General features: G+C 73.2%; 19 protein-coding genes. All 19 read right to left on the minus strand.

Going from position 1 to position 22,568, the window contains the following annotated elements; all coding sequences use genetic code 11:
- Positions 1 to 204 precede the first annotated feature (204 nt).
- Entirely contained in the window at positions 205 to 1,602 is a 1,398-nt protein-coding gene (locus ACODR5_RS11755) for an amidase (protein WP_488983737.1), read from the minus strand.
- 287 nt (positions 1,603 to 1,889) lie between these two features.
- Positions 1,890 to 2,654, minus strand: coding sequence for an ABC transporter permease (locus tag ACODR5_RS11760; RefSeq protein WP_488983738.1), 765 nt, complete (start codon positions 2,652 to 2,654; stop codon positions 1,890 to 1,892).
- Positions 2,654 to 3,415: an ABC transporter ATP-binding protein gene (locus ACODR5_RS11765; protein ID WP_488983739.1), complete on the minus strand. Its 762-nt coding sequence runs from the start codon at positions 3,413 to 3,415 to the stop codon at positions 2,654 to 2,656. The genes ACODR5_RS11760 and ACODR5_RS11765 overlap by 1 nt, the downstream gene beginning before the upstream one ends.
- Positions 3,412 to 3,786, minus strand: a complete 375-nt coding sequence (locus ACODR5_RS11770) for a DUF1048 domain-containing protein (protein ID WP_488983740.1) — start codon at positions 3,784 to 3,786, stop codon at positions 3,412 to 3,414. The genes ACODR5_RS11765 and ACODR5_RS11770 overlap by 4 nt, the downstream gene beginning before the upstream one ends.
- 1 nt (position 3,787) lies before the next feature.
- A complete protein-coding gene (locus tag ACODR5_RS11775) occupies positions 3,788 to 3,934 on the minus strand; it encodes a hypothetical protein (protein ID WP_488983741.1) in 147 nt (48 codons plus the stop codon).
- A 158-nt stretch (positions 3,935 to 4,092) separates the two neighbouring features.
- A complete protein-coding gene (gene prfA / locus ACODR5_RS11780; protein WP_488983742.1) occupies positions 4,093 to 5,166 on the minus strand; it encodes a peptide chain release factor 1 in 1,074 nt (357 codons plus the stop codon).
- A 7-nt stretch (positions 5,167 to 5,173) separates the two neighbouring features.
- Complete coding sequence (rho, locus tag ACODR5_RS11785) at positions 5,174 to 7,171, minus strand: transcription termination factor Rho (RefSeq protein WP_488983743.1); 1,998 nt, start codon at positions 7,169 to 7,171, stop codon at positions 5,174 to 5,176.
- 301 nt (positions 7,172 to 7,472) lie between these two features.
- Positions 7,473 to 8,873, minus strand: a complete 1,401-nt coding sequence (gene thrC / locus ACODR5_RS11790; RefSeq protein WP_488983744.1) for a threonine synthase — start codon at positions 8,871 to 8,873, stop codon at positions 7,473 to 7,475.
- The gene (gene thrB, locus ACODR5_RS11795; RefSeq protein ID WP_488983745.1) at positions 8,870 to 9,844 is read right to left on the minus strand and encodes a homoserine kinase; all 975 of its coding nucleotides are present in this window, start codon (positions 9,842 to 9,844) and stop codon (positions 8,870 to 8,872) included. Before thrB ends, thrC begins: the two co-directional genes overlap by 4 nt.
- Positions 9,841 to 11,139, minus strand: coding sequence for a homoserine dehydrogenase (locus tag ACODR5_RS11800; protein WP_488983746.1), 1,299 nt, complete (start codon positions 11,137 to 11,139; stop codon positions 9,841 to 9,843). Before ACODR5_RS11800 ends, thrB begins: the two co-directional genes overlap by 4 nt.
- The gene (gene lysA / locus ACODR5_RS11805) at positions 11,136 to 12,563 is read right to left on the minus strand and encodes a diaminopimelate decarboxylase (protein ID WP_488983747.1); all 1,428 of its coding nucleotides are present in this window, start codon (positions 12,561 to 12,563) and stop codon (positions 11,136 to 11,138) included. Before lysA ends, ACODR5_RS11800 begins: the two co-directional genes overlap by 4 nt.
- A gap of 48 nt (positions 12,564 to 12,611) precedes the next feature.
- The gene (locus tag ACODR5_RS11810) at positions 12,612 to 13,355 is read right to left on the minus strand and encodes an LmeA family phospholipid-binding protein (RefSeq protein ID WP_488983748.1); all 744 of its coding nucleotides are present in this window, start codon (positions 13,353 to 13,355) and stop codon (positions 12,612 to 12,614) included.
- A 332-nt stretch (positions 13,356 to 13,687) separates the two neighbouring features.
- Positions 13,688 to 15,343: an arginine--tRNA ligase gene (gene argS, locus ACODR5_RS11815; protein ID WP_488983749.1), complete on the minus strand. Its 1,656-nt coding sequence runs from the start codon at positions 15,341 to 15,343 to the stop codon at positions 13,688 to 13,690.
- Between the two features lie 138 nt (positions 15,344 to 15,481).
- A complete protein-coding gene (locus ACODR5_RS11820; protein ID WP_449854020.1) occupies positions 15,482 to 17,044 on the minus strand; it encodes an HNH endonuclease signature motif containing protein in 1,563 nt (520 codons plus the stop codon).
- Positions 17,045 to 17,420: 376 nt separating this feature from the next.
- Positions 17,421 to 18,005 carry a hypothetical protein gene (locus ACODR5_RS11825; protein WP_449854021.1) on the minus strand — a complete coding sequence of 195 codons (585 nt, stop codon included), beginning with the start codon at positions 18,003 to 18,005 and terminating at the stop codon, positions 17,421 to 17,423.
- A 14-nt stretch (positions 18,006 to 18,019) separates the two neighbouring features.
- A complete protein-coding gene (locus ACODR5_RS11830) occupies positions 18,020 to 18,838 on the minus strand; it encodes a lytic transglycosylase domain-containing protein (protein WP_488983750.1) in 819 nt (272 codons plus the stop codon).
- Positions 18,835 to 20,562, minus strand: a complete 1,728-nt coding sequence (locus ACODR5_RS11835; RefSeq protein WP_488983751.1) for a serine/threonine protein kinase — start codon at positions 20,560 to 20,562, stop codon at positions 18,835 to 18,837. The genes ACODR5_RS11830 and ACODR5_RS11835 overlap by 4 nt, the downstream gene beginning before the upstream one ends.
- Positions 20,563 to 20,564: 2 nt before the next feature.
- Positions 20,565 to 21,338, minus strand: a complete 774-nt coding sequence (gene pstB, locus ACODR5_RS11840) for a phosphate ABC transporter ATP-binding protein PstB (protein WP_449854064.1) — start codon at positions 21,336 to 21,338, stop codon at positions 20,565 to 20,567.
- A 320-nt stretch (positions 21,339 to 21,658) separates the two neighbouring features.
- The coding region (locus tag ACODR5_RS11845) for a sortase (RefSeq protein ID WP_488983752.1) at positions 21,659 to 22,568 on the minus strand (910 nt) is incomplete at its 5' end.

Genomic DNA, 22,568 nt, shown 5'->3' on the forward strand with positions numbered 1-22,568 from the left:
CGCCGCCCCCACGCTCGCGCTTCGCGCTCGCACAGTGATCGTTTGAACGGTGTCTTGCTGACCGGTTGCGCGGTGGCTTGAGGACCGGTTGAGCCCTTCGGTTGGCCGCCGGTTGAACCCCTCATCGGTTGCTGGTCGGTTGCATCGATCGGTTGCTGAATGCCAGCGGCGCAGGCGGAGATGAAGCGACCAAGGCAAGCGGCTCTACGGCGCTGGCCAGGGCAGGGGGCCGCGGCGGGACTCGAGCTCGGCCGCGAGGGCGAGGATCGCGGCCTCGCCGCCCGGGCGGCCGATCAGTTGCACGCTCACCGGCCGCTCCCCCGGCGCAGCCGTGACCGGCACCGTGATGGCCGCCAGGCCGGCGACGTTCACGAAGCTCGTGTGCGGCGCGTACCGGCACTGCCGCGCGAAGTTCTCCTCCGGGTCCGTGCCGTCGGTGAACCACCCGATCGGCTGCGGATCCATCGCCAGCGCGGGCGTGAGCACGGCGTCGAAGGGAGCGAAGGCCTCGATGGTCTCGCGCTCGAACGCGGTCGCGGCCTGGTACGCGCCGATGATCCTCTCGGCCGGCAGCGCGCGACCCTCGCGCACCAGCCACGCCGTGAGCGGCTCGGTGAGCGCGTCGAGGTCCTCGTCGGCCACGGGGATCCGCGCCGCCGACGCCCGCCAGATGGTCGTGAACAGCTCGGGGTAGCCGCGCGGGCGCCAGTCGAGCGGATCGACGCGGTGCTCGGCGAGCAGGCCGACCGCGACCTCGAGCGCGTCGCGCGACGCCGGCGACAGGCTCGTGTCGGTCCAGCCGTCCCACGGCGTCGCGGTCGTCACGCCGATCCGCAGGCCGCGGACGTCGCGCCGCGCGGCCTCGACGAACGGTCCGCCGCCCGGCGCCCGCGTGGCGTAGGCGTACGGCGCCGACCCGGCCAGCGCGTCGAGCAGGTGGGCCGCGTCGGCAACCGAGCGCGCGATCGGCCCGGCGACCGCCAGCCCGCCCGGCGAGTCCATGCCCGATCCGACCGGCAGCCGGCCCCGCGACGGCTTGAGGCCCACGACGCCCACCGTCGCGGCGGGGATGCGGATCGACCCGCCGCCGTCCGAGGCGGGAGCGGCGGGGAGCAGACCGGTGGCGACCGCGACGGCCGCTCCCCCGCTCGAGCCGCCGGCGCCGGTCGCCGGGTCCCACGGGTTGCGCGCCGGCGGCGCGACGAGCGACTCGGTGTAGCCCGTGAGGCCGAACTCCGGGGTGTTCGTCTTGCCGAGGCTCACGGCGCCCAGGCGGTCGAGCGCGGCGGCGATCGGATCGGACGCGTCGGGGACGAAATCGGCGAACGCGCGGGATCCGTACCGCGTGGGCACGCCGGCGCGGGCGGTGAGGTCCTTGTCGGCGAGCGGCACGCCCCACAGCGGCGGCGCGTCCTCCGGCGGCGCGCCAAGCGCGGCGGCGCCATCCCGTGCCCGCTCGGTCGTCACCTCGACGAATGCCCCGAGCGATCCGTCGTGCGCCGCGATCCGCGCGAGGAAGTGATCCGCCGCCTCGAGCGGTGTCACCTCCCCGCGCCGCAGCGCGTCGGCGAGACCGATCAGACCCAGCTCGTGCAGCTCCACCCCGCCATCCTCTCGCGCGGTCGGGCTGGTCGCTTCATCTCCGCGCCTTCGGCGCTGAAGTTCAGCAACCGATGAGGTGCCCCTCGAGCGAACCCGCTCGTCGACCGGAGGCGCGAAGCGCCGGAGCGGAAACGGGCCGAGCGGAGCGAAGCGAAGTCGAGGCCAGATCACAGCACGCTGCTTTCGACGCCGGCCCCTGCGGGGCCTCCGCCCAAGCCGTCTCCGTTCGCGGAGACTCGCACTGAGCGAGCGAAGCGAGTCGAAGTGTCGGTCGACGACCTGCGAGTTCACCGGGCCCTGCGGCGGTAGATCAGCGTGGCGCCGATCCAGGCCGCCGCGAGGATGCCCACGCACCAGGCCAGCGCGATCCAGATCTCGCCGCCGACCGGGTGGCCGGCGAAGAGCGAGCGGATCGTGTTCACGATCGACGTGACCGGCTGGTTCTCGGCGAACCAGCGCACGGGGCCCGGCATCGACGCGGTCGGCGCGAAGGCCGAGCTGATGAAGGGCAGGAAGATGAGCGGGTACGAGAACGCGCTCGCCCCGTCCACCGACTTGGCCGAGAGCCCCGCGACGACCGCGATCCACGTGAGCGCGAGCGTGAACAGCGCGAGGATCCCCGCGTCGCCGAGCCACGCGAGCGGGCCCGCGCCCGTGCGGAAGCCCATGAGAAGAGCGACCCCGATCACGAGCGCGACCGACACGAGGTTGGCCGCGACCGAGGTGAGCACGTGCGACCACAGCACCGACGACCGCGCGATCGGCATGGAGCGGAAGCGCTCGAAGAGCCCGCCCTGCAGGTCGAGGAACAGCCGATACGCCGTGTACGCGATGCCCGAGGCGATCGTGATGAGCAGGATGCCCGGCAGCATGTAGTCGATGTACGACTGCGATCCGGTGTCGATCGCGCCGCCGAACACGAAGACGAACAGCAGCATGATGGCGATCGGCGTGACCGCCGTCGTGATGATCGTGTCGGGACTGCGCAGGATGTGCCGCATCGAGCGGCCCGTGAGCGCGGCGGTGTCGCCGAGCGCGTGTGCGATGACCATCAGGCGGCCTCCTTCCTTCCGACGAGCCGCAGGAACACGTCCTCGAGGCTCGGCTGCTTCTCGATGTACTCGACCTTCGCGGGCGGCATGAGCGCCTTGAGGTCGGCCAGGGCACCCTGCACGAGGATCCGGCCCTCGTGCAGGATGCCGATGCGGTCGGCGAGCTGCTCGGCCTCGTCGAGGTACTGCGTGGTGAGCAGGATCGTCGTGCCGCGGCCGGCGAGCTCCCGCACGGTGTCCCACACCTCGATCCGGGCCTCGGGGTCGAGGCCCGTGGTCGGCTCGTCGAGGAAGACGACGGGCGGCTCGCCGATGAGGCTCATGGCGATGTCGAGGCGGCGGCGCATGCCGCCCGAGTAGGTGCCCGCGCGGCGCCCGCCCGCCTCGGCGAGCGAGAACCGCTCCAGCAGCTCGTCGGCGACCCGGCCCGGATCGGGCAGGTGCCGAAGGCGGGCCACGAGGGCCAGGTTCTCGCGCCCCGTGAGCACCTCGTCCACCGCCGCGAACTGGCCCGTGAGGCTGATCGCCTCGCGCACCGCCTGCGGGTCGGACGCGACGTCGTGCCCGATGATCGAGGCGGCGCCGGCGTCGGCCTTCAGCAGCGTGCTGAGGATGCGCACGAGCGTGGTCTTGCCCGCGACGTTCGAGCCGAGCAGGGCGAAGATGCTGCCGCGCTCGACCTCGAAGTCCACGCCCTTCAGCACGCCGAGCTCGCCGAACGACTCCTCGATGCCCACGACCCGGATCGCGGGGGCGTTCATCGCGCTCGTGATCCGCTCCCCGTGTCGACGCCGTCGATCGCCTTCTTCAGGCGGTCCTTCTCCCTGGTGATCCAGCCCCCGTCGGCGTAGTTCGAGACGAACTCCTCGGCGAACTCCACCGGGTCGTCGCCCACGATGTCGCGGATGGGCGTGCCCGCCGCGGCGTGCTCCTCGAAGAGGTCGGCGAGGTCGCCGAACATCCGCATCATGACCTCGCCGTCGGCGATGCCGCCGGCGTACATCACGTAGCGATCCAGCGCCTGGGCGGCGACGCGGTAGTCGCCGGGCAGCGCCTCGAGGCGCGCCTTGTACTGCTTCTGCTTCTTCTGCTCGAGCGAGCCCGTGAGCTTCTCGATCCATCCTGCGGCCATGTCACTTGCCTTCCTTGTCGGCGCGGAGCTCCTCGAGCCGTGCGGCCAGGAAGCTCCAGTCGTCCCAGAACTCGTTCAGTCGTTCGTGCCCGCTCGCGTTGAGCTTGAGGGACCCGAGCAGAGCCGGGAGCGGTGAGGAGACAGGCATAGACGCGGTGCCCTTCGCGTGAGGTGGGAGCGATCACCACCACGGAGCGCGCAAGGGCGGGCCTGATACGTGCCGCGGCGCTCGTTCTCTCGAGGTGCCCGGGGACCTCATGCCGCGGCGGCGCCGGAGTATGCCACGGAGCTCGAAGACCGCCGGGGTCAGTCGCCGAGGGCGGCGAGGCGCTCGGCCTCGTCGGCCTCGATGCAGGACTGGATGACGGGATCCAGCGCGCCGTTCAGCACCGCGTCGAGGTTGTACGCCTTGTAGCCCGTGCGGTGGTCGGCGATCCGGTTCTCGGGGAAGTTGTAGGTGCGGATGCGCTCCGAGCGGTCCATGCCGCGGATCTGCGACTTGCGCGCATCGGCCGCGACGGCCGCGAGCTCCTCCTGCTGCCGGGCGAGCAGGCGGGCGCGCAGCACGCGCATGCCGGCCTCGCGGTTCTGCAGCTGCGACTTCTCGTTCTGCATCGACACGACGATCCCGGTCGGGATGTGCGTGATGCGCACGGCGGAGTCCGTCGTGTTCACCGACTGCCCGCCGGGGCCGGACGAGCGGAACACGTCGATCTTCAGGTCGTTCGGATCGATCGCGATCTCCTCGGGCTCGTCCACCTCGGGGAAGACGAGCACGCCGGTCGTCGACGTGTGGATGCGGCCCTGCGACTCGGTCGCCGGCACGCGCTGCACGCGATGCACGCCGCCCTCGTACTTCAGGTGCGCCCACACGCCCTGCGCGGGATCGGAGGACGATCCCTTGATCGCGACCTGCACGTTCTTGTAGCCGCCGAGATCCGACTCGTCGCGCTCGAGGATCTCGGTCTTCCAGCCGCGCGAGGCCGCGTACTGCAGGTACATGCGCAGCAGGTCGGCGGCGAACAGCGCGCTCTCGGCACCGCCCTCGCCCGCCTTGATCTCCATGATCACGTCGCGGGCGTCGTCGGGATCGCGCGGGACGAGCAGGCGCCGCAGCCGCTCCTGCGCCTCGGCGAGCCGCTCCTCGAGCGCGGGGATCTCGTCGGCGAACGCCTCGTCCTCGCGGGCGAGCTCGCGCGCGGCCTCGAGGTCCTCCCCCGCGCCGACCCACGCCTGGTGGGCCGCGACGATGCGCGACAGCTCGGCGTAACGGCGGTTGACGCGCTTGGCGCGCGCGGCGTCGGCGTGCACCGCCGGGTCGGAGAGCTCCTCCTGCACCCGGCGGTGCTCGTCGATCAGCGCATCGACGGACTCGAACACGCGCGGATCAGCGGATCTGGTTCTCGTCGCCGGAGGAACGCCCGCCGGCCGAGGGGATCGACTTCTGCATCTGGACGAGGAACTCGACGTTCGACTGCGTCTCCTTGAGCTTCTCGAGGATGACGCCGAGCGCGTGCTGCTGGTCCATGCCCGCGAGGGCCCGGCGCAGCTTCCACGTGATCTTGACCTCGTCGGGGCTCAGCAGCATCTCCTCGCGGCGGGTGCTCGACGCGTTCACGTCGACCGCCGGGAAGATGCGCTTGTCGGCGAGCTGGCGCGACAGGCGCAGCTCCATGTTGCCGGTGCCCTTGAACTCCTCGAAGATGACGTCGTCCATCTTGGATCCGGTCTCCACGAGCGCCGTGGCGAGGATCGTGAGCGATCCGCCGTTCTCGATGTTGCGCGCGGCGCCGAAGAAGCGCTTCGGCGGGTACAGCGCCGACGCGTCGACGCCGCCCGAGAGCACGCGGCCCGACGTGGGGGCCGACACGTTGTAGGCGCGGCCCAGGCGGGTGATCGAGTCGAGCAGCACGACCACGTCGCGGCCCAGCTCGACGAGGCGCTTGGCGCGCTCGATGGCGAGCTCGGCGACCGTCGTGTGGTCCTCGGCGGGGCGGTCGAAGGTCGAGGCGATGACCTCGCCCTTCACCGTGCGCTGCATGTCGGTGACCTCCTCGGGGCGCTCGTCGACGAGCACGACCATGAGGTGGACCTCGGGGTTGTTCTGCGCGATCGCGTTCGCGATCTGCTGCAGCACGATCGTCTTGCCCGCCTTCGGGGGCGCGACGATGAGGCCGCGCTGGCCCTTGCCGATCGGCGCGACGAGGTCGATGATCCGCTGCGTCAGCTTCTCGGGCGCCGTCTCGAGGCGCAGGCGGTCCTGGGGGTAGAGCGGCGTGAGCTTGCCGAACTCCACGCGGTCGGCCGCGTCGTCCACCGACAGGCCGTTGATCGAGTCGACCTTGACCAGGGCGTTGTACTTCTGGCGACCCTGCTGCTCGTTCTCGCGGGGCTGCTTGATGGCGCCGACGACGGCGTCGCCCTTGCGCAGGTTGTACTTCTTCACCTGGCCGAGCGAGACGTACACGTCCTGCTGGCCGGGCAGGTAGCCCGTGGTGCGGACGAACGCGTAGTTGTCGAGCACGTCGAGGATGCCCGCGATCGGGATGAGCACGTCGTCCTCGCCGATCTCCGGCTCGAACTCGTCGCTCTGGGCGCCGCGCGTGCGCTTGTTGCGGCGGTTGCGGTCCTCCTGCGGCTGCGCCTGCGCCTCGGGCTGTGCGCCGCCGTTCTGCGGGCCGTCGCCCTTGTTCTTGTTGCGGCTGCGGCTGCGGCTGCGGCGGCTGCGACCGCGACCGGAGCCCTCCTCGCCGTCGCCGTCCTGCTCGTCGGCCGACTCGGCGTCGTTCTTGCGCGCGTCGCCCTCGGCCTGCTCGGCCTGGGGCGCCTCGGCGGCGTCGTCGCTCTTGGCGGCCTTCGCGCCGCGGCCGCCCTTGGTGCGCGGGGCACGGGCAGGCTTCTCGGCGGTGTCGGCCTCGGGCTGCTCGGCCTTGTCGGCCTCCGGCTGCTCGGCCTTCGCGGCGTCGGACTTCGCGGCGTCGGCCTGGTCGGCCTGCGGCGCCTCGGGCTTGTCGCCTTCGGGCGCCTCGGCGGGCTTCTCGGCCTCGGCGGCCGCGGCGACATCGGTCTCGGCGGCCTTGCCGCGGCGGCGCGGGGCGCGCTTCGGCTTCTCGGCCGGCGCCTCCGCCTGCTCGGCGGGCGCTGCCTGCTCGGCCGGAGCCTCGGCGGCCGGCGCGGCCTGCTCGTTGCCGGTCGCCTCCACGGCGGCGTCGGTGGACGCGGCCTTGGCGCGGCGCGGTGCACGCTTGCGCGGCGCCTTCGCCGGGGCCTTGGTGGCCTCGGCCGTGCTCGCCTCGGGGGCGGTCTCGGCGGTGGCGGGAGCGGTGACGCTCTCGTCGCCCTTGGCCTCGACGGCTTCGGACTGGATCTCGGAGATGGACTCCAACGTGACTCCTCATCGGGTCGTGGATTCTCAGCCAGCCGCAGGGGGATCCGTCAGACGGGATCCACCGTGCGCGCGCCACGTCGTGCGCCGGTCAACCGGTTGCCGCACCGAAGAGAACACACTCGGGCGGACGGTGGGGTGACCGTGCGGGGCTTCGCAGATTGCGACGGAGGTCAGAATTCGTGCTCTGAGGCACCCTCCGCTGTGATCCTCACTGTACCACCTCGGCGCGGCGCCGACGGCGCTTGCCACGGTCGCTTCACCTCCACGCCTCCGGCGCTGACGTCCAGCAGCGGGAGGCTCAGCGCAGCGCGGCCGAGGCGATGTAGTCGCGCAGCGCGCTCGCGTCGTCCGGCATCTCCACGACGCGCTGCGGCGCGGACATCATCTGCTGCAGCTCGCGCGACAGCTCCAGCTCCACGCCGATCGCCTCGCGGATCGTCTCGGCGAACTTGTGGGGCTTGGCCGTCTCGAGCACGAGCATCGGCACGCCCGGCTCCGCGAACTCGCGCGCGACCTTCACGCCGTCGGCCGTGTGCGGATCGATGACATCCCCGGTCGCCTCGTGCACGGATCGGATCGTCGCCAGGCGATCCGCGTGCGTCGACGTGCCGCTCACGAGGCCGAACTCCTCGGCGAAGCGCGGCTGCTCGGACGAGAAGTCGAACGATCCGCCCTCCAGCTCGCGCCACGCGTCGACGACGCGCGCGGCGTCGCGGCCGACGAGCTCGAAGATGAAGCGCTCGAGGTTCGACGCCTTCGAGATGTCCATCGACGGGCTCGAGGTCGCCACGGTCTCGGTGGCCCCGCGCGGGCGGTAGACGCCGGTGCGGAAGAACTCGTCGAGCACGTTGTTCTCGTTCGTCGCGAGCACGAGGCGGCGGATCGGCAGGCCCATCTGCCGCGCGTAGAAGCCGGAGAGGATGTTGCCGAAGTTCCCCGACGGCACGGTGAACGACAGCTCGGTCCAGCCGCCCGCGTCGGTCGCGCGCAGCCAGGCCCAGATGTAGTAGACGACCTGCGCCGTGATGCGGGCGAGGTTGATGGAGTTGACGGCGCCGAGGTGGTGCGCGCGCTTGAACTCCAGGTCGCCGGCGAGCTGCTTGACGAGGTTCTGGCAGTCGTCGAAGACGCCGTCGATCGCGATGTTGTGGATGTTCGGGTCGTCGAGCGAGAACATCTGCGCGCGCTGGAACGCGCTCATCCGGCCCTGCGGCGACAGCATGAACACCGCGATCCGCTCCTTGCCGCGCAGCGCGTGCTCGGCGGCCGATCCCGTGTCGCCCGACGTGGCGCCGAGCACGTTGAGCACCGATCCGCGGCGCTCGAGCGCGTACTCCAGCACCTGGCCGAGGAACTGCATCGCGAGGTCCTTGAACGCCAGGGTCGGTCCCTCCGAGAGCCCGACGAGCTCGATGCCGTCGCCGATCGCCCGCAGCGGCACGACCTCGCCGGGGAAGGGCTCATAGGCCGCTGCCACCATGCGCGCGAGGTCGCGGCGCGGGATGTCGGTCGCGAACAGCGCGAGCACCTCGGTCGCCAGCTGCGGGTAGGTCAGCGCGCGCCAGCGCTCGAGCGTCTCGCCGTCGACCTCCGGAAGCTCGGCCGGCACCGCGAGCCCGCCGTCGGGGGCCAGCCCCTCGAGCAGGGCCTCGCTGAACGACAGCGGCTCGCCGCCGCCTCGGGTGGAGAGGTAGTTCATCGATCCGGCGCTCCTCGGGTCAGCTGTCGCGACATGTCCATTCTGGGGTCGTCGGACGCGTGTGTCGTGCCGCCCATGAAGTCCACGGCCAGCATGAGCGCCTGCCACGACCCCTCCGCGGCCTCCTCGGCGACGGCGGCGGCCTCGAGCCGGCGACCGGGTCCGTCGGCGAGCACGAGCACGCTGGGCCCGGCGCCCGAGACGACGGCCGCGAACCCGCGGGCGCGCAGTGCGCCGACGAGCGCGAAGGTCTCGGGCATCGCCTGCGCGCGGCGCTCCTGGTGCAGCTTGTCCTCGGTGGCCGACAGCAGCAGATCCGGGCTCTGCGTGAGCGCCGCGATGAGCAGCGCCGAGCGCGAGACGTTGAACACCGCGTCCTCGCGCGAGACCTCGGCGGCCAGCACGCTGCGCGCCATCGACGTCGACATCGTGCGATCGGGCACGAACACGACGGGCGCGACGCCGCGGTGCACGAGCAGCTTCTTGTGCTGCGGCACCCCGTGCTCGGTCCACGCGATCGTGAGCCCGCCGAACAGCGCGGGCGCGACGTTGTCGGGGTGCCCCTCCAGCTCGGTCGCGAGCCGCAGCAGGTCGGCGTCGGTGAGCCGCCCGCCGAGCAGCCCGTTCGCCGCGAGCACGCCCGCCGCCACCGCGGCGCCGGACGACCCCAGCCCCTTGCCGTGCGGGATGCCGTTGTGCGCGACGATCCGCAGCCCGGGCGCGCGCTCGCCGGCCGCCTCGAAGCAGTACCGGATCGTGCGGGCGATGAGGTGCGAGTCGTCGCGCGGGATGTGCTCCGCCCCGCTGCCGGTGACCTCGATCTCCAGCTCGCCCGGCGCGAGGGCGGTCACCTCGACCTCGTCGTACACGCTGAGCGCGAGGCCGAGCGTGTCGAAGCCGGGGCCGAGGTTGGCGCTGGTCGCCGGGACGCGCACGTGCACGGTGCGCGGCGCGGCGGGCTCGGCGCTCATTCCCCTTCGACGCGCAGCACGGAGACCACGCGCTCGACGGCGTCGCTGGCGGCCAGGCGCGCGACGGTGTCGCTCAGCGCCTGCTCGCGGGCGCGGTGGGTGCCGATGACGATCGACGCCGTGTCGCCCTCGCGCTGGCTCTGATCCACCGTGGCGACCGAGACGCCGCCGTCGGCGAAGATCCCCGCGATCGTCGCGAGCACGCCCGGCTCGTCCGTCGCCTCCAGGCGCACCTGGTAGCGGGTGAGGATCCGCCCGATGGGCGCGGTCGGCAGGCTCATGCGCGGCGATTCGCCCACGCCCACGCCGCCGGCGATGTGGCGGCGGGCGGCCGAGACGACGTCGCCGAGCACGGCCGAGGCCGTCTGCAGCCCGCCGGCGCCGGCGCCGTAGAACATGAGCGGGCCCGCGGCGGCCGCCTCGACGAACACGGCGTTGTTGCCGCCGTGCACGCTCGCCAGCGGGTGGTCGCGCTCGATGAGCGCGGGGTACACGCGCACCGAGATCGACTCTTCGCCGTCGTCGTCGAGGCGCTCGCACACCGCGAGCAGCTTCACGACGAAGCCGGCGCGGCGAGCGCCCTCGATCATGTCGGCCGTGACGTTCTCGATGCCCTCGCGGTGCACGTCGTCCAGCGACACCTTGGTGTGGAACGCGAGGCTCGCGAGGATCGCCGCCTTCTGCGCGGCGTCGTAGCCCTCCAGATCCAGCGTGGGGTCGGCCTCGAGGTAGCCCAGGTCGGTCGCGATCCGCTGCGCCTCCTCGGCGCTCAGGCCCTCGCGGTCCATCTTGTCGAGGATGAAGTTGGTGCTGCCGTTGACGATCCCGAAGATGCGCTGGATCCGGTCGCCGGCGAGCGAGTCCTTGAGGGGGCGGATGATCGGGATTGCGGCGGCGACGGCCGCCTCGTACGACACGCTCGCGCCCACCTGGTCGGCGGCGTCGAAGATCTCGGATCCGTGCGTGGCGAGCAGCGCCTTGTTGCCCGTGACGACGTCGGCGCCCGAGGTGAGCGCCGTGAGCAGGTGCGTGCGCGCCGGCTCGATGCCGCCCATGAGCTCGATGACGATGTCGCTGCCGACGATGAGGCTCTCGGCGTCGGTGGTGAGCAGCTCGCGCGGCAGCTCGACGTCGCGCGGCGCGTCGAGGTTCCGCACGGCGATGCCCGCCAGCTCCAGCTCGGCGCCGGCGCGCTCGGCCAGCTCCTCGCGGTGCGTGAGCAGCAGGTGCGCGACCTGCGATCCCACCGATCCGGCGCCCAGCAGCGCGACCCGGAGCGTGCGCTTCTCGATCATTCGGTCTCCTCGTTCGGGTGCGCGGCGCGGGGCTCGAGGCCCAGGTCGCGCGCGAGCAGGTCGTCGATGGTCTCGCCGCGCACGATGACGCGCGCGGATCCGCCCGACAGCGCCACGACGGGCGGCCGCGGCACGGCGTTGTAGTTGCTGGCGAGCGAGTGGCAGTAGGCGCCGGTGGCGGGCACGGCGAGCAGGTCGCCGGGGGCGACATCGGCGGGCAGGTACTCGGCGTCCACGACGATGTCGCCCGACTCGCAGTGCCGGCCCACGACCCGCGCGAGGGCGGGCTCGGCGCCGCTCGTGCGCGACGCGATCCGCGCGGAGTACTGCGCGCCGTACAGGGCGGTGCGGGCGTTGTCGCTCATGCCGCCGTCCACGCTCACGTAGAGGCGCGTGACGGCGTCGGTGACGTGCACGGGCTTGACCGTGCCGACCTCATAGAGCGTGACGCCCGCGCGGCCGACGATCGCGCGGCCGGGCTCGAAGGCGAGGTTCGGCACGGGGATGCCGCGGGCGGCGCACTCCCCCGCCACGGCGTCGACGATGTCGCCGGCGAGCTGCGCGATCGGGGTCGGGTGCTCGGCGCGCGTGTAGGCGATGCCGTACCCGCCGCCGAGGTTCATCACGGGCACGTCGCCGCCCTCGAGCAGGCGGGCGTGCACGTCGACGAGGCGCGCGGCCGACTCGGCGAAGCCGGCGGCGCCGAAGATCTGCGAGCCGATGTGGCAGTGCAGGCCCATGAACTCCAGCTGCGGCAGCTCGCGGATGCGCGCGACGACCTCGGGCGCCTGCGCGAGGGGGAAGCCGAACTTCTGGTCCTCGTGCGCGGTGGCGAGGAAGTCGTGGGTCTCGGCGTGCACGCCGCTGTTGACCCGCACGAGCACGGGCTGCACGACGCCGAGGCGCTGGGCGATGGCCGCGAGCCGCTCGAGCTCGATCGGGCTGTCGATCACCACGGATCCGATGCCGACCGAGACGGCGTGCTCGAGCTCGGCGACCGACTTGTTGTTGCCGTGCAGGCCGACGTGGAACGGATCGACGCCGGCCGCGAGCGCGATGGCGAGCTCGCCGCCGGTGGCGACGTCGATCGCGAGCCCCTCCTCGCGCACCCAGCGGGCGACGGCGCCGCTGAGGAACGCCTTGCCCGCGTAGTAGACGCGGGCGCGGGCGCCGTGGCGGGCGGCGGCGTCACGGAAGGCGGCGAGCACCTCGCGGGCCCTGGCGCGCACGGCGTCCTCGTCCAGCACGTACAGGGGCGTGCCGAAGTCGCGGGCCAGCTGCGTGGCGGGGATGCCGCCGACGCGCAGCACGCCGTCGGCGTCGCGATCCGCGCCCGCGGGCCAGACGGCCTCGACGAGGTCGTTCGGGTCGTCGGGCACGGCGAGCCACTCGGGCACGACGGCCCCGGCGGGGCTGTGAGTCACCCGACGAGTCTAGGACGAGTCCGGCGGCGACCCCCGTCGCACTGAGCCTTATGCGCAGTCGCCGGGCTGCTGCAGCGTCGGATCGTTCAGCAGCCCGCCGTCGAGCGCGAGGTGGGCGATGAGCTCGTCGCCCTCGACGGTGGCGTCCGTCAGCGTGATGCCGCGCGGCAGGCTCTCGGAGAGGCAGACGGGGATCGGCTGGGCGAGCGCGGCGGGCACGCCGGGCGGGAGCTGGCCGGGCAGCTGGTGTCCGCCGAGCGCGATCCCGGTGGGCGACAGCAGCAGGCGTCCGTCGTCCGCCGAGGGCCGCAGGGTGAGCTGCAGGGTGCCGAGGATCGGCAGCTCGCCCGAGACGGCGACGTCGGGTTCGGCGATCGCGATGCGCGCGGCGTCGCCGAGCGCCTCCCACGCGGTGCCGGCGCTCGCGCGGCCGAGGAGGCTCTCGACAGCGGCGGCGTCGAGGGCCGCGGTGGCGGAGGCGCGCTCGGCGCTCAGCGCGCCGGTGTCGACGCCCTCGAGCGCGAGCCGCACGTCGGCGGTGAAGCCCTCGTACTCGACGCGCTCGCCCGTGACGTGCGCCTCGTCGATCCGGCCGCCGATCAGCTGCGGGATGACGAGCCCCGGGATCTCGACGTCGAGGTGCCCGACGCGGACGCCGGCGTCGACGACGGCCTCCTCCACGCGGTCGCGGATGACGGATCGGGCGACGGCCTCACCGGCGACGAACGCCCCGGCCGCGACCGCGACCACCGCCACGATCGCGACGATCCATCCCCATCGCCGCCGCTTCATACGTGCACCCTCTCATCCCGACCTTGGTCGCGGGTGCGAGCGGTTGCGGCCCCGGTTGCTGAACGGAGCGCCGCAGGCGCGCAGATGAAGCGACCACCGCAAGCGCGGTTGCGGCCCTGGTCTCGACGCGCTCGCTTCGCTCGCTTGCTCGACCCGTCCCCGCTTCGCGGCTGCGCCGCTCCGGTCGACGAACGAGAACCACCGCTCGTCGACCGAGCGAAGCGAACGGAGACGGGTTGAGCGAAGCGCCCGCAGGGCGCGGAGCCGAAACCACCGAGCCAACCGACCGGGCACACCCTGCTCGGTTGCTGCCGGGCTCGCCCGCCGGCGCGTCACATGCGCTCGGGGGCGCTCACTCCCAGGAGGGCGAGGCCGTTGCGGAGCACCTGGCCCGTGGCGTCGTTGAGCCAGAGGCGCGTGCCGTGCACGGGCTCGACGGGCTCGTCGCCCTTGGGCGTGACGCGGCAGTTGTCGTACCAGCGGTGGTAGAGGCCCGCGATCTCCTCGAGGTACCGGGCGATGCGGTGCGGCTCGCGCTGGTCGGCGGCGAACGCGACGAGGCGCGGGAACTCCTGCAGCGCGCCGAGCAGCGCCGCCTCGGTCTCGTGCGTGAGCAGCTCGGGCGCGAAGGTGTCGCGCGTGACGCCGGCGTCGATCGCGTTGCGGGCGACGTTGTGCGTGCGCGCGTGGGCGTACTGCACGTAGAACACGGGGTTGTCGTTCGTGCGCTTGCGCAGCAGCTCGGGATCGAGCGACAGCGGCGAGTCGGCCGGGTACCGTCCGAGCGAGTAGCGCAGGGCGTCGGTGCCGATCCACTCGCGCAGGTCGTCGAGCTCGATGATGTTGCCGGCCCGCTTCGACAGGCGCGCGCCGTTGACCGACACGAGCTGCCCGATCAGCACCTCGATGTCCTTCTCGGGGTCGTCGCCGGCGGCGCCGGCCAGCGCCTTGAGGCGGTGCACGTAGCCGTGGTGATCGGCGCCGAGGAGGTAGATCTTGTGCGCGAAGCCGCGGTCGCCCTTGCTGAGGTAGTAGGCGGCGTCGGCGGCGAAGTAGGTGTACTCGCCGTTGGAGCGGCGGATGACGCGATCCTTGTCGTCGCCGAAGTCGGTGGTGCGCACCCACACGGCGCCGTCCTCGTCGAAGACGTGGCCCTGCTCGCGCAGGCGCTCGACGGCCTGGTCGATGAGGCTGGGCGCGCCGTCGTGGAGCGTGCGCTCCGAGAACCACACGTCGAACTCCACGTTGAACTCGCGCAGCGACTTCTGGATCTCGGCGAGCTGCAGCTGGTACGCGACCTCGCGGACGGCGGCGATGGCCTCGTCCCGCCCGACCTCGGGCAGGTTCGGCAGGATCGTGGCGACGCGGGCGCCGAGGTCGTTGATGTACTCGCCCTTGTAGCCGTCCTCGGGGGCGGGCTCGCCCATGATCGCGGCGTACACGGAGGCGCCGAAGCGATCCATCTGCGCGCCGGCGTCGTTGATGTAGTACTCGCGCGCCACGGTGGCGCCGCTGGCCTCGAGCAGGCGGCCGATCGCGTCGCCGAGCGCGGCCCAGCGGGTGTGCCCGATGTGCAGAGGGCCGGTGGGGTTGCCGCTGACGAACTCGAGGTTGATCGTCTGCCCCGCGAGGGCGTCGTTGCGGCCGTAGGAGTCGCCGCCCTCGACGATGGTCTTCGCGAGCGCGCCGGCGGCGGCCGCCTCGAGGCGGATGTTGATGAAGCCGGGGCCCGCGACCTCCACGCCCGCGACGCCGTCGACGGCGGTGAGGCCGTCGACGATCTCCTGGGCGAGCTCGCGCGGGTTCGTGCCGAGCTTCTTGGCGAACTTCATGGCCGTGTTCGTGGCCCAGTCGCCGTGGTCGCGGTTCTTCGGACGCTCGAACGCGATGTCGGCGGCCGTGATCCCCAGGTCCTCGCCGGGGCGGCGTCGCTCGGCGATCGGCGCGAGGACGGCGAGCAGAGCGGCGGCGAGGGCATCGGGATTCATAGGCGTCAAGTCTATGGCGGTGCGGGGCGGGCGAACGCTGAGCGCGCACCTCGTTCGGCAACCGGTCGAGGGGTGCGCTGCGCCTCGCTCCGACGGAGCGGATGCCGGCCCGGTCGAGCCCGCCGCCCCCGGATGGGGTCAGGCGGCGCGGGGTGGCGGGGTCCAGTGCCATCGGAGGGGTGAGTGGGTGGGGAGTTCGACGGGTTCGCTGCCGTCGGGTGGGTGGAGCAGGAAGGGGCCGTTTCGGTCGCGGGTGATGCGGTGGCGGTGGTGGTGGAGGTTCATGTGGTGGAAGCGGCACAGGAGGATGCCGCGGTCGATGTCGGTGCGGCCGGCGTGGGCGGCCCATTCGTCGATGTGGTGGGCTTCGCAGTAGGAGGCGGGCATGTCGCATCCGGCCCACCGGCAGCCGCCGTCGCGGATGGCCAGGGCGATGCGCTGCTTCGGGGTGAACAGGCGCTGCTCCCGCCCGACATCGAGCGGGTTGCCGTGTGCGTCGACGGTCACCGGGACGTGACCGGTGGTGCAGATGGCCTGCTCGACCGCCGGGGCGGGGAGGGGGTGGCCGCCGTCCTCCGTGTATCCGGGACCAGGGCGGGCGGGTGCGGGAGCAGGGCTGTCGGTGTCTCCGATGCTGCCGCTCGCGGCACCGTCGGGTCGAGTCGGGTTGCAGGTCGCGTCGCGGGTGGGGTCGATGGTGACGACGCGGACGCCGGGCTGGCGGGCGCCGAAGACGGTTTCGGCGTCGGCGACGGCGCCGGCGCGGAGCACCCCGAGGATGAGGTCGTAGGTGAGCTGGTCGTTCGTCCGCGGGTCGTCGGTGAGCTGTTGCGCTTTCGCGGCCTCGTCGGGGTCGACGAACCGGGGACCGCCGCGGCGGGGCCGCAGGGCCGCGTCGATCACGGCCCGCATCCACGCCGCACCCTCGTCGTCGAACACGATCTTCGCGTGCTGGACGCCGTCCGCGTCCGTCCACATCCGGAACGCGCGTGCCTCGAACCGGGCCAGGAACCGCGCCTCGGCACCCTCCGGATCCAACCGGTCCCGCAACACCCGTGCCGCGGCGGCGAGATCCTCCACCGTGCACTCGGCCGCGACAGCGACCAGCTGCTCGGCCGCCAGTCGCCACGCCTCCACCGCCGCATCCTCCGCGCCGGCCGACGGCGAGTCCTCCGAGGGCGAGCCGGTGGGTGGGTGGCCGAGCCCGCGGAGGATCGCATCCATCTGCGCCGTAGTCACCACCCCGCTCAGCAGCGCCTGGTCGACCGGGTCATGCCACGGCCGCGCGGGCGTGGAGTCCTGCTCGGCCGCATCGCCGCGATCCGCGGCAGGGTCGAGACCCTCCGGCGCCGCACCGGGGCCGTTCCCGCCCAGCGCGGATTCCACCAGCGACTGCCCGACCCGCACCTGCCGGGCCGCGTCGCCGCGGGTGCCGCCGGAGAGCTCCTGCACGAGCGCGACCGCGTTGCGATGACCCCGACCCTGCGCCAGGCCCTTGTGCCCGGCCGCCCGTGACGAGCGCGCCGAGACCACGCCGGCGGCGACCGCGCGGACGCGTTCGGCGGTCTTGGCCAGGTCCGTCGCGACGGTCAGCAGGGCGAGCACGTCCTCGTCGGGAAGGGCCGCCACCACAGCGACATCCACCGGCGGCAGCGACGCGATCGCGCCTGCCCGGTCCTGGAAATCGCTGAGGAATGTCATACCCGCATCGTCCCACCGACCACCGACATCCGAACCCGCGGAACCCCCGACCAGGACCAGAAACGCGATTCTGTGGATAACCCCGTGGAAACGACGGCTGTGGACGAACCGACACCCGCACCGACCCCCCCCCCCCCCCCCCGCCCCCCGCAGGAGGACTTGCCGTGGTCGCTTCATCTCCGGCGCTTCGCGCCTCCGTTCAGCAACCGATCGGGTGGGCGCTCCGGTCAGCAGCCGACCCGATACACCTCGGCACAGCAACCGCAGGAGGCTTGCGGTGGTCGCTTCATCTCCGGCGCTTCGCGCCTCCGTTCAGCAACCGATCCGGTGCAACCCGATTCAGCACCGAGCGCACGCCAGACCGCGCCCACGCCCCTCACGATCCGCCCGACACGATCACCCGCAGCGGGGTGCGCGCGACGCGGCCGGTCGCCTCGTTGCGGGCCAGGCCGAGGCGGCGCAGCCAGGTCTGGCCGTTGCGCTCGGCCGAGCGCTCGGCCCACGCCTGCCCGGCGAGGATCTCGACCGTGCCGCCGACCGCGATCCACATCGAGCGGTGGCCCGTCTCGTCGCTGCGCACGGGGCAGATGCGCCACGGGCGCGATCCGTCGATCGTCGCCTGTGCGTGGCTCAGGGCGCGCTCGGCCGAGGCGAAGCTGCGCGCGCTGATCGCCAGCGTGAGGTCGTCGGGCGAGACGAGCGTCCACAGGAACCGCGGATCGTCCGCCGCCGCGGGCACCCGCGTGATGCCGTCGAGGGGCGTCATCGCGAGCGCCGCGCGCCGCACCGACGCGCGGCCGGCGTGCAGGGCCCCGTCCCCTCCCGGATCGAGCACGATCAGCCGCAGCCCGCCGGCATCCTCATCCGCCGCGTCCGCAACAGGATCCGCCGCGTCGGCAACAGGATCGTCCGCGTCGGCAACAGGATCGTCGTCGATCCGCTCGCGCATGTCTCGGAGCATCCGCTCCCCCTCTCTCAGCCCGCGCTCCGTGCGCGGGCGGCGTAGTCGTTCGCCACGGCCGCGACGTCGTCCACGTACACCTCGAGGTGGTTGTACGAGAACACGGCCGCGCGCCAGCCCTCCGTGGTGGTCATCGGGCCCGACGCGCACAGGTACCGGGCGGCGCCGAGCGCGGCGTCGTCGATGTGATTCGGATCGGCCACGCCATCGCCGTTGCCGTCGGCACCCCAGTACGACCACGTCTCGGGGATGAACTGCATCGGCCCCACGGCGCGGTCCCACACGGTGTCGCCGTCCCACGCGCCGCCGTCGGTGTCGTGGATCGCCATCACGCCGTCGCCGTTCAGCGGCACGCCCAGGATCCGCGGGGTCACCCAGCCGTCCGCACCCACGGACGACCCGCCGTGGCGCCCGTGATCCGACTCGATCGCCCCGATCCCGGCGAGCGTGTTCCACCCGATGCCGCACGAAGGGTCCTCGGCCTCGACCGTGAGGTGCGCCGACGCGTAGGCGGCCAGCGCGCGGGCCGGGATGCCGGTGGCGGCAGACGTCTGCGCGAGCCAGGCGGCGTCGATGCGCGCGGCGGGGCCGGCGTCGGCCGCCGAACCCGAGACCGGCGCGTCGCCGGAGGGCACGGTGCCGTCGGGTCCGGTCACCGTGACGTCCGGCAGCGTTCCCGCCGGCGGGGGCACGTACTCGGCGCTCGACGCGGCGGGCGGCGACTGGCGCACGAGGTTGAGCAGCGCCACGGCGACGGCCGCGATGAACACGATGGCGAGCACCGTGAGCACGCGCGAGACCGCGACGCGCAGCATGCTCGATGCGCGGGTCATCCGGCCGCCTCCCCGGGGTCCTGCGGCACGGGCGTCTGCGTCGGCCCGGGCGTCGGCTGCGCCTCGACGCGGAGGCTCACCGTGACACCCACCCTCAGCACCGCGCCCGCGGCCGGCTCGCTGCCGGCGACCGTGGCGGCGGCAGACGCCGGCTGCTGGTCGGCCACGGCCTCGAAGCCCGCCGAGAGCAGCACCGCGATGGCGGCGGGCACGCTCATCCCCCGCACATCGGGCACGGTGTTGCGCCCGCTCGCGACCGTCACGTCCACCGCCGTGCCGGGCTCCGCCCGCGAACCCGGCTCGGGGCGCTGGCCGAGGACCCGGTCGGCGGCCTCGGCGGCCTCGACCCTGTTGACCGCGCCCAGGCGGAGCCCGGCCTGGGCGAGCGCCGCCTCCGCATCGGCGAGGGTGCCGAACAGGGTGGGGATCTCGACCTGGGCGGGCGCGGGCGGGGCGGACGTCGAGGGCTCGGGGGTGGGCGACGGCGACGACGACGGCGTCGGCGAGGCGGATCCGGGTGGCGGCGTCTGCGGCGTGCTCGGCGCGGTCGTGGGCTGGGGGCGCGGCCCCTCGGCCTCGGCGCCCGGCGAGCCGGCGAGGAAGGTGGCGCCGAGCGCGGCGACGGCGAGGATCGCGACCGCCCCCAGGCCCAGCAGCACGCCCGCGCCGCCGGCCCGCGCCCTCGCATCACGCACCGGCTCGGCGATGTCGTCGTCCGCGGGGCGCAGGTAGTCCAGGTCGCCGCCGCCGTCGGGGCGCAGCACCGACGTGGGGCCCGTGCCCTCCGCCGGGGCGTCCGGGGTCTCGACTACGGAAGCCGCGGCCACGGCGGCCGCGCCGGCCTCGGCGAGCGCGGCCCGGAACTCCGCCGCCGTGCGGAACCGGTGCGCCGGCGTCTTGCTCAGCGCGCGCGTGACGACCCGGTCGAACGGCCGCGCGGCGGGCGCGATGGCCGAGGGCACGGGAGGAGGGGCCGAGACGTGCGCCCGCATCACCTGCTCGACGGTCGTGCGGGGGAACGGCGGGCGACCGGTGAGGGCGTAGACGAGCACCGCGCCCGCCTGGTACAGGTCGCTGACCGAGCGCACGGGCAGCCCCTGCGCCTGCTCGGGCGACATGAAGTGGGCGTTGCCGACCACGTGCCCGCCGTCCTCCGCCCCCGCCAGGAGCACGTCGGAGCCGACCGTGGCACGCCCTGTCACGTCGGCGAGCCCGAAGTCGAGGATCCGCACCATGCCCGCGCTCAAACCTGCGCCCGGCGCGCGGTCGCGGGCACCGTGCAGGATGACGTTCTGCGGCGAGATGTCGCGATGCACGAGACCGGCCTGGTGCGCGGCGCCGAGGCCGGCGAGCAGCCCGTCGACGACCGCGACCGCGTCGCCCGCGCCCAGCGCCCCGACGGCGTCGACGTGCTCGCGCAGCGTCGGCCCGGTGAGCAGCTCGAGCGCGATCCAGGGCATGGTGACACCCCCGGCATCGTGCAGGCCCGCGTCGTGCACCCGCACGATGTTCGGATGATCCAGCCGCATCGCGAGGCGGGCCTCGCGCAGGAACGCCTCCCGCGCCGCGTCGTCGGCGCACAGGTGCGGGTGCAGCAGCTTGACCGCCACCTCGGCCCCGGTGGGATCGGCGGCCGCGAACACCGAGCCGGTTCCGCCCACCCCGAGCAGGTCGCCGAGCGCGTATCGCCCGCCGATCCGCTCCCCCGCGGCGTCCAGCGACACGACTATCCGAACCGCCCGTTGACGTAGTCGTAGGTGCGCTCGTCCTGGGGCTCGCTGAACATCGCCTCGGTGTCGCCGTGCTCGACGATGTGGCCCGGCGTGCCCTGGGCGGCGAGGAAGAACGCGCACTGCTGGCTGACGCGCTGTGCCTGCTGCATGTTGTGGGTCACGATGACGATCGTGACCTCCTTCTGCAGCTCGACCATCGTCTCCTCGATCACGCGGGTCGAGGTGGGGTCGAGGGCGGAGCACGGCTCGTCCATCAGCAGCACCTTCGGCTTCACCGCGAGCGAGCGCGCGATGCACAGGCGCTGCTGCTGACCGCCCGAAAGACCGCCGCCGGGCTGGCGCAGGCGGTCCTTGACCTCCTTCCACAGGCCCGCGGCCGTGAGCGACCGCTCCACGAGCTCGTCCCTCTCGTCGCGCGAGGCCCGGATGCCGGTCAGCTTCAGCCCCGCGATCACGTTGTCGTAGATCGACATCGCGGGGAACGGGTTCGGCTTCTGGAAGACCATGCCGATGTGCTTACGGGCGTCCTGCAGCTTCTTCTGGCGGTCGTAGATGTCCTCGCCGTCCAGCCGCACCTCGCCCGCGAGCGCGGCCGACGGCACGAGCTCGTGCATGCGGTTGAGGATGCGCAGGAACGTGGACTTGCCGCAGCCCGAGGGGCCGATGAGCGCCGTCACCTGGCCGGCGGGCATGGTGAGCGAGACGCGCTCGAGCACCTTGTGGGTGCCGAACCACGCGCTGATGTCGCGCGCCTCGAGCGTCGACAGCGGCGCGTCGGCGACGCCGAACGGGCGCGGCGGCGCGTCGAGGTCCGCGGCGGATGTGGCACTCGGCAGGACGTACGTCATGTCGTCGGTCGCCGGCGCGGCGACCGCGGGCGCCGGCTCGTCGACGCGCGGGGCGGGCGGCGCGACGATCTCGGCCTCGGGCTCGAGAGCGGGCGCGGCCTCGGGCTCGAGAGCGGGTGCCGTGCTCGCCTCCGCGCGGCGGGCGCTGCGGGTGGCCGCGGGCAGGACCTCGGTGAGGTCGTCGGCCAGCGGGTCGTGTCGGGAGGTCATGGGTATCGGATGTCCTTCGGGTGGAGGGATCAGGTCAGGTTGGGGAGGGCGTTCATCACCTGGTCGGCGGTGGCGAGGCCCAGGAACACGAGCACCGGCACGCCGACCGCCCATGCGTGCCAGCGGCCCCACGTGGTCCACAGCCACCAGGTGCCGATGCCGGCGGCGACGAAGAAGACGAGGTAGAAGAACGCGATGAACCACGCGCCCTGGTCCTGCCCCATCTCGTGCTCCGCCGGCGGCAGCGCCTTGAACGCGAGCACGCGCGCCGGGGTCTCCTGTGTCTCGGTCACGAGCTCGGCGTCGACGTACAGCACGCCCGAGGGGAACAGCGGCAGGCCGTCGGCGGTCTGCAGCTCCAGCCGACCCTCGCCCGCGCGCAGGGGCGCGGGCAGTGGATCGCCGGCCCGGCGCAGGCCGAAGACGCGGTACGTGTGCGTGCCCTGACCGGTGGTGATGGTGATCTCGTCGCCCGGCTCGAGGCGGTGCAGCTGCGAGAACGGTCCGCCGTAGGTGGTCTGCCGGCCGAGGATCACCGACGTGCCCACCTGCCCCGGCATGACGCTGTCGCGCCGGTGGCCGATGCCGGCGCGCAGGCGCTGCGCGTCGGTGCCCTCGACGACGACCTCCGACAGCCCGATCGCCGGCGATTCCAGGTGCGCGACGGGGGTGCCGGGGACGACGAGATCCTCGTTCAGATCGAGCTGCCCTACCGGGGTCTCGGCCTTGGCGAGCGAATCGCGCAGCGCGTCGTAGGCGATCTCCTGCGAGCGATGGTGCTGGAACGCCGAGATGAGCGTCGCGTGCACGACGAACCCGAACAGCAGCGCGGCGATCACGAGCAGCGCGGCTCCCGACCACCACCGCGCATCGCGGGGTGCCGGCGGGCGCGCGGCGGGCTGGGGCAGCAGCGACCGGCCCTTCGGGGCGCGGCGCCGC

This window comes from Microbacterium sp. FG3, from assembly GCF_057809335.1.

Bases quoted from the DNA above. Each gene is read 5' to 3' on its own strand.
- ACODR5_RS11770 (WP_488983740.1), bottom strand. From the start codon at position 3,786: ATGGCCGCAGGATGGATCGAGAAGCTCACGGGCTCGCTCGAGCAGAAG.
- ACODR5_RS11820 (WP_449854020.1), bottom strand. From the start codon at position 17,044: ATGACATTCCTCAGCGATTTCCAGGACCGGGCAGGCGCGATCGCGTCG.
- ACODR5_RS11825 (WP_449854021.1), bottom strand. From the start codon at position 18,005: ATGCTCCGAGACATGCGCGAGCGGATCGACGACGATCCTGTTGCCGAC.
- ACODR5_RS11800 (WP_488983746.1), bottom strand. From the start codon at position 11,139: ATGATCGAGAAGCGCACGCTCCGGGTCGCGCTGCTGGGCGCCGGATCG.
- ACODR5_RS11765 (WP_488983739.1), bottom strand. From the start codon at position 3,415: ATGAACGCCCCCGCGATCCGGGTCGTGGGCATCGAGGAGTCGTTCGGC.
- ACODR5_RS11810 (WP_488983748.1), bottom strand. From the start codon at position 13,355: ATGAAGCGGCGGCGATGGGGATGGATCGTCGCGATCGTGGCGGTGGTC.
- argS (WP_488983749.1), bottom strand. From the start codon at position 15,343: ATGAATCCCGATGCCCTCGCCGCCGCTCTGCTCGCCGTCCTCGCGCCG.
- thrB (WP_488983745.1), bottom strand. From the start codon at position 9,844: ATGAGCGCCGAGCCCGCCGCGCCGCGCACCGTGCACGTGCGCGTCCCG.
- ACODR5_RS11775 (WP_488983741.1), bottom strand. From the start codon at position 3,934: ATGCCTGTCTCCTCACCGCTCCCGGCTCTGCTCGGGTCCCTCAAGCTC.
- thrC (WP_488983744.1), bottom strand. From the start codon at position 8,873: ATGAACTACCTCTCCACCCGAGGCGGCGGCGAGCCGCTGTCGTTCAGC.
- ACODR5_RS11760 (WP_488983738.1), bottom strand. From the start codon at position 2,654: ATGGTCATCGCACACGCGCTCGGCGACACCGCCGCGCTCACGGGCCGC.
- ACODR5_RS11830 (WP_488983750.1), bottom strand. From the start codon at position 18,838: ATGACCCGCGCATCGAGCATGCTGCGCGTCGCGGTCTCGCGCGTGCTC.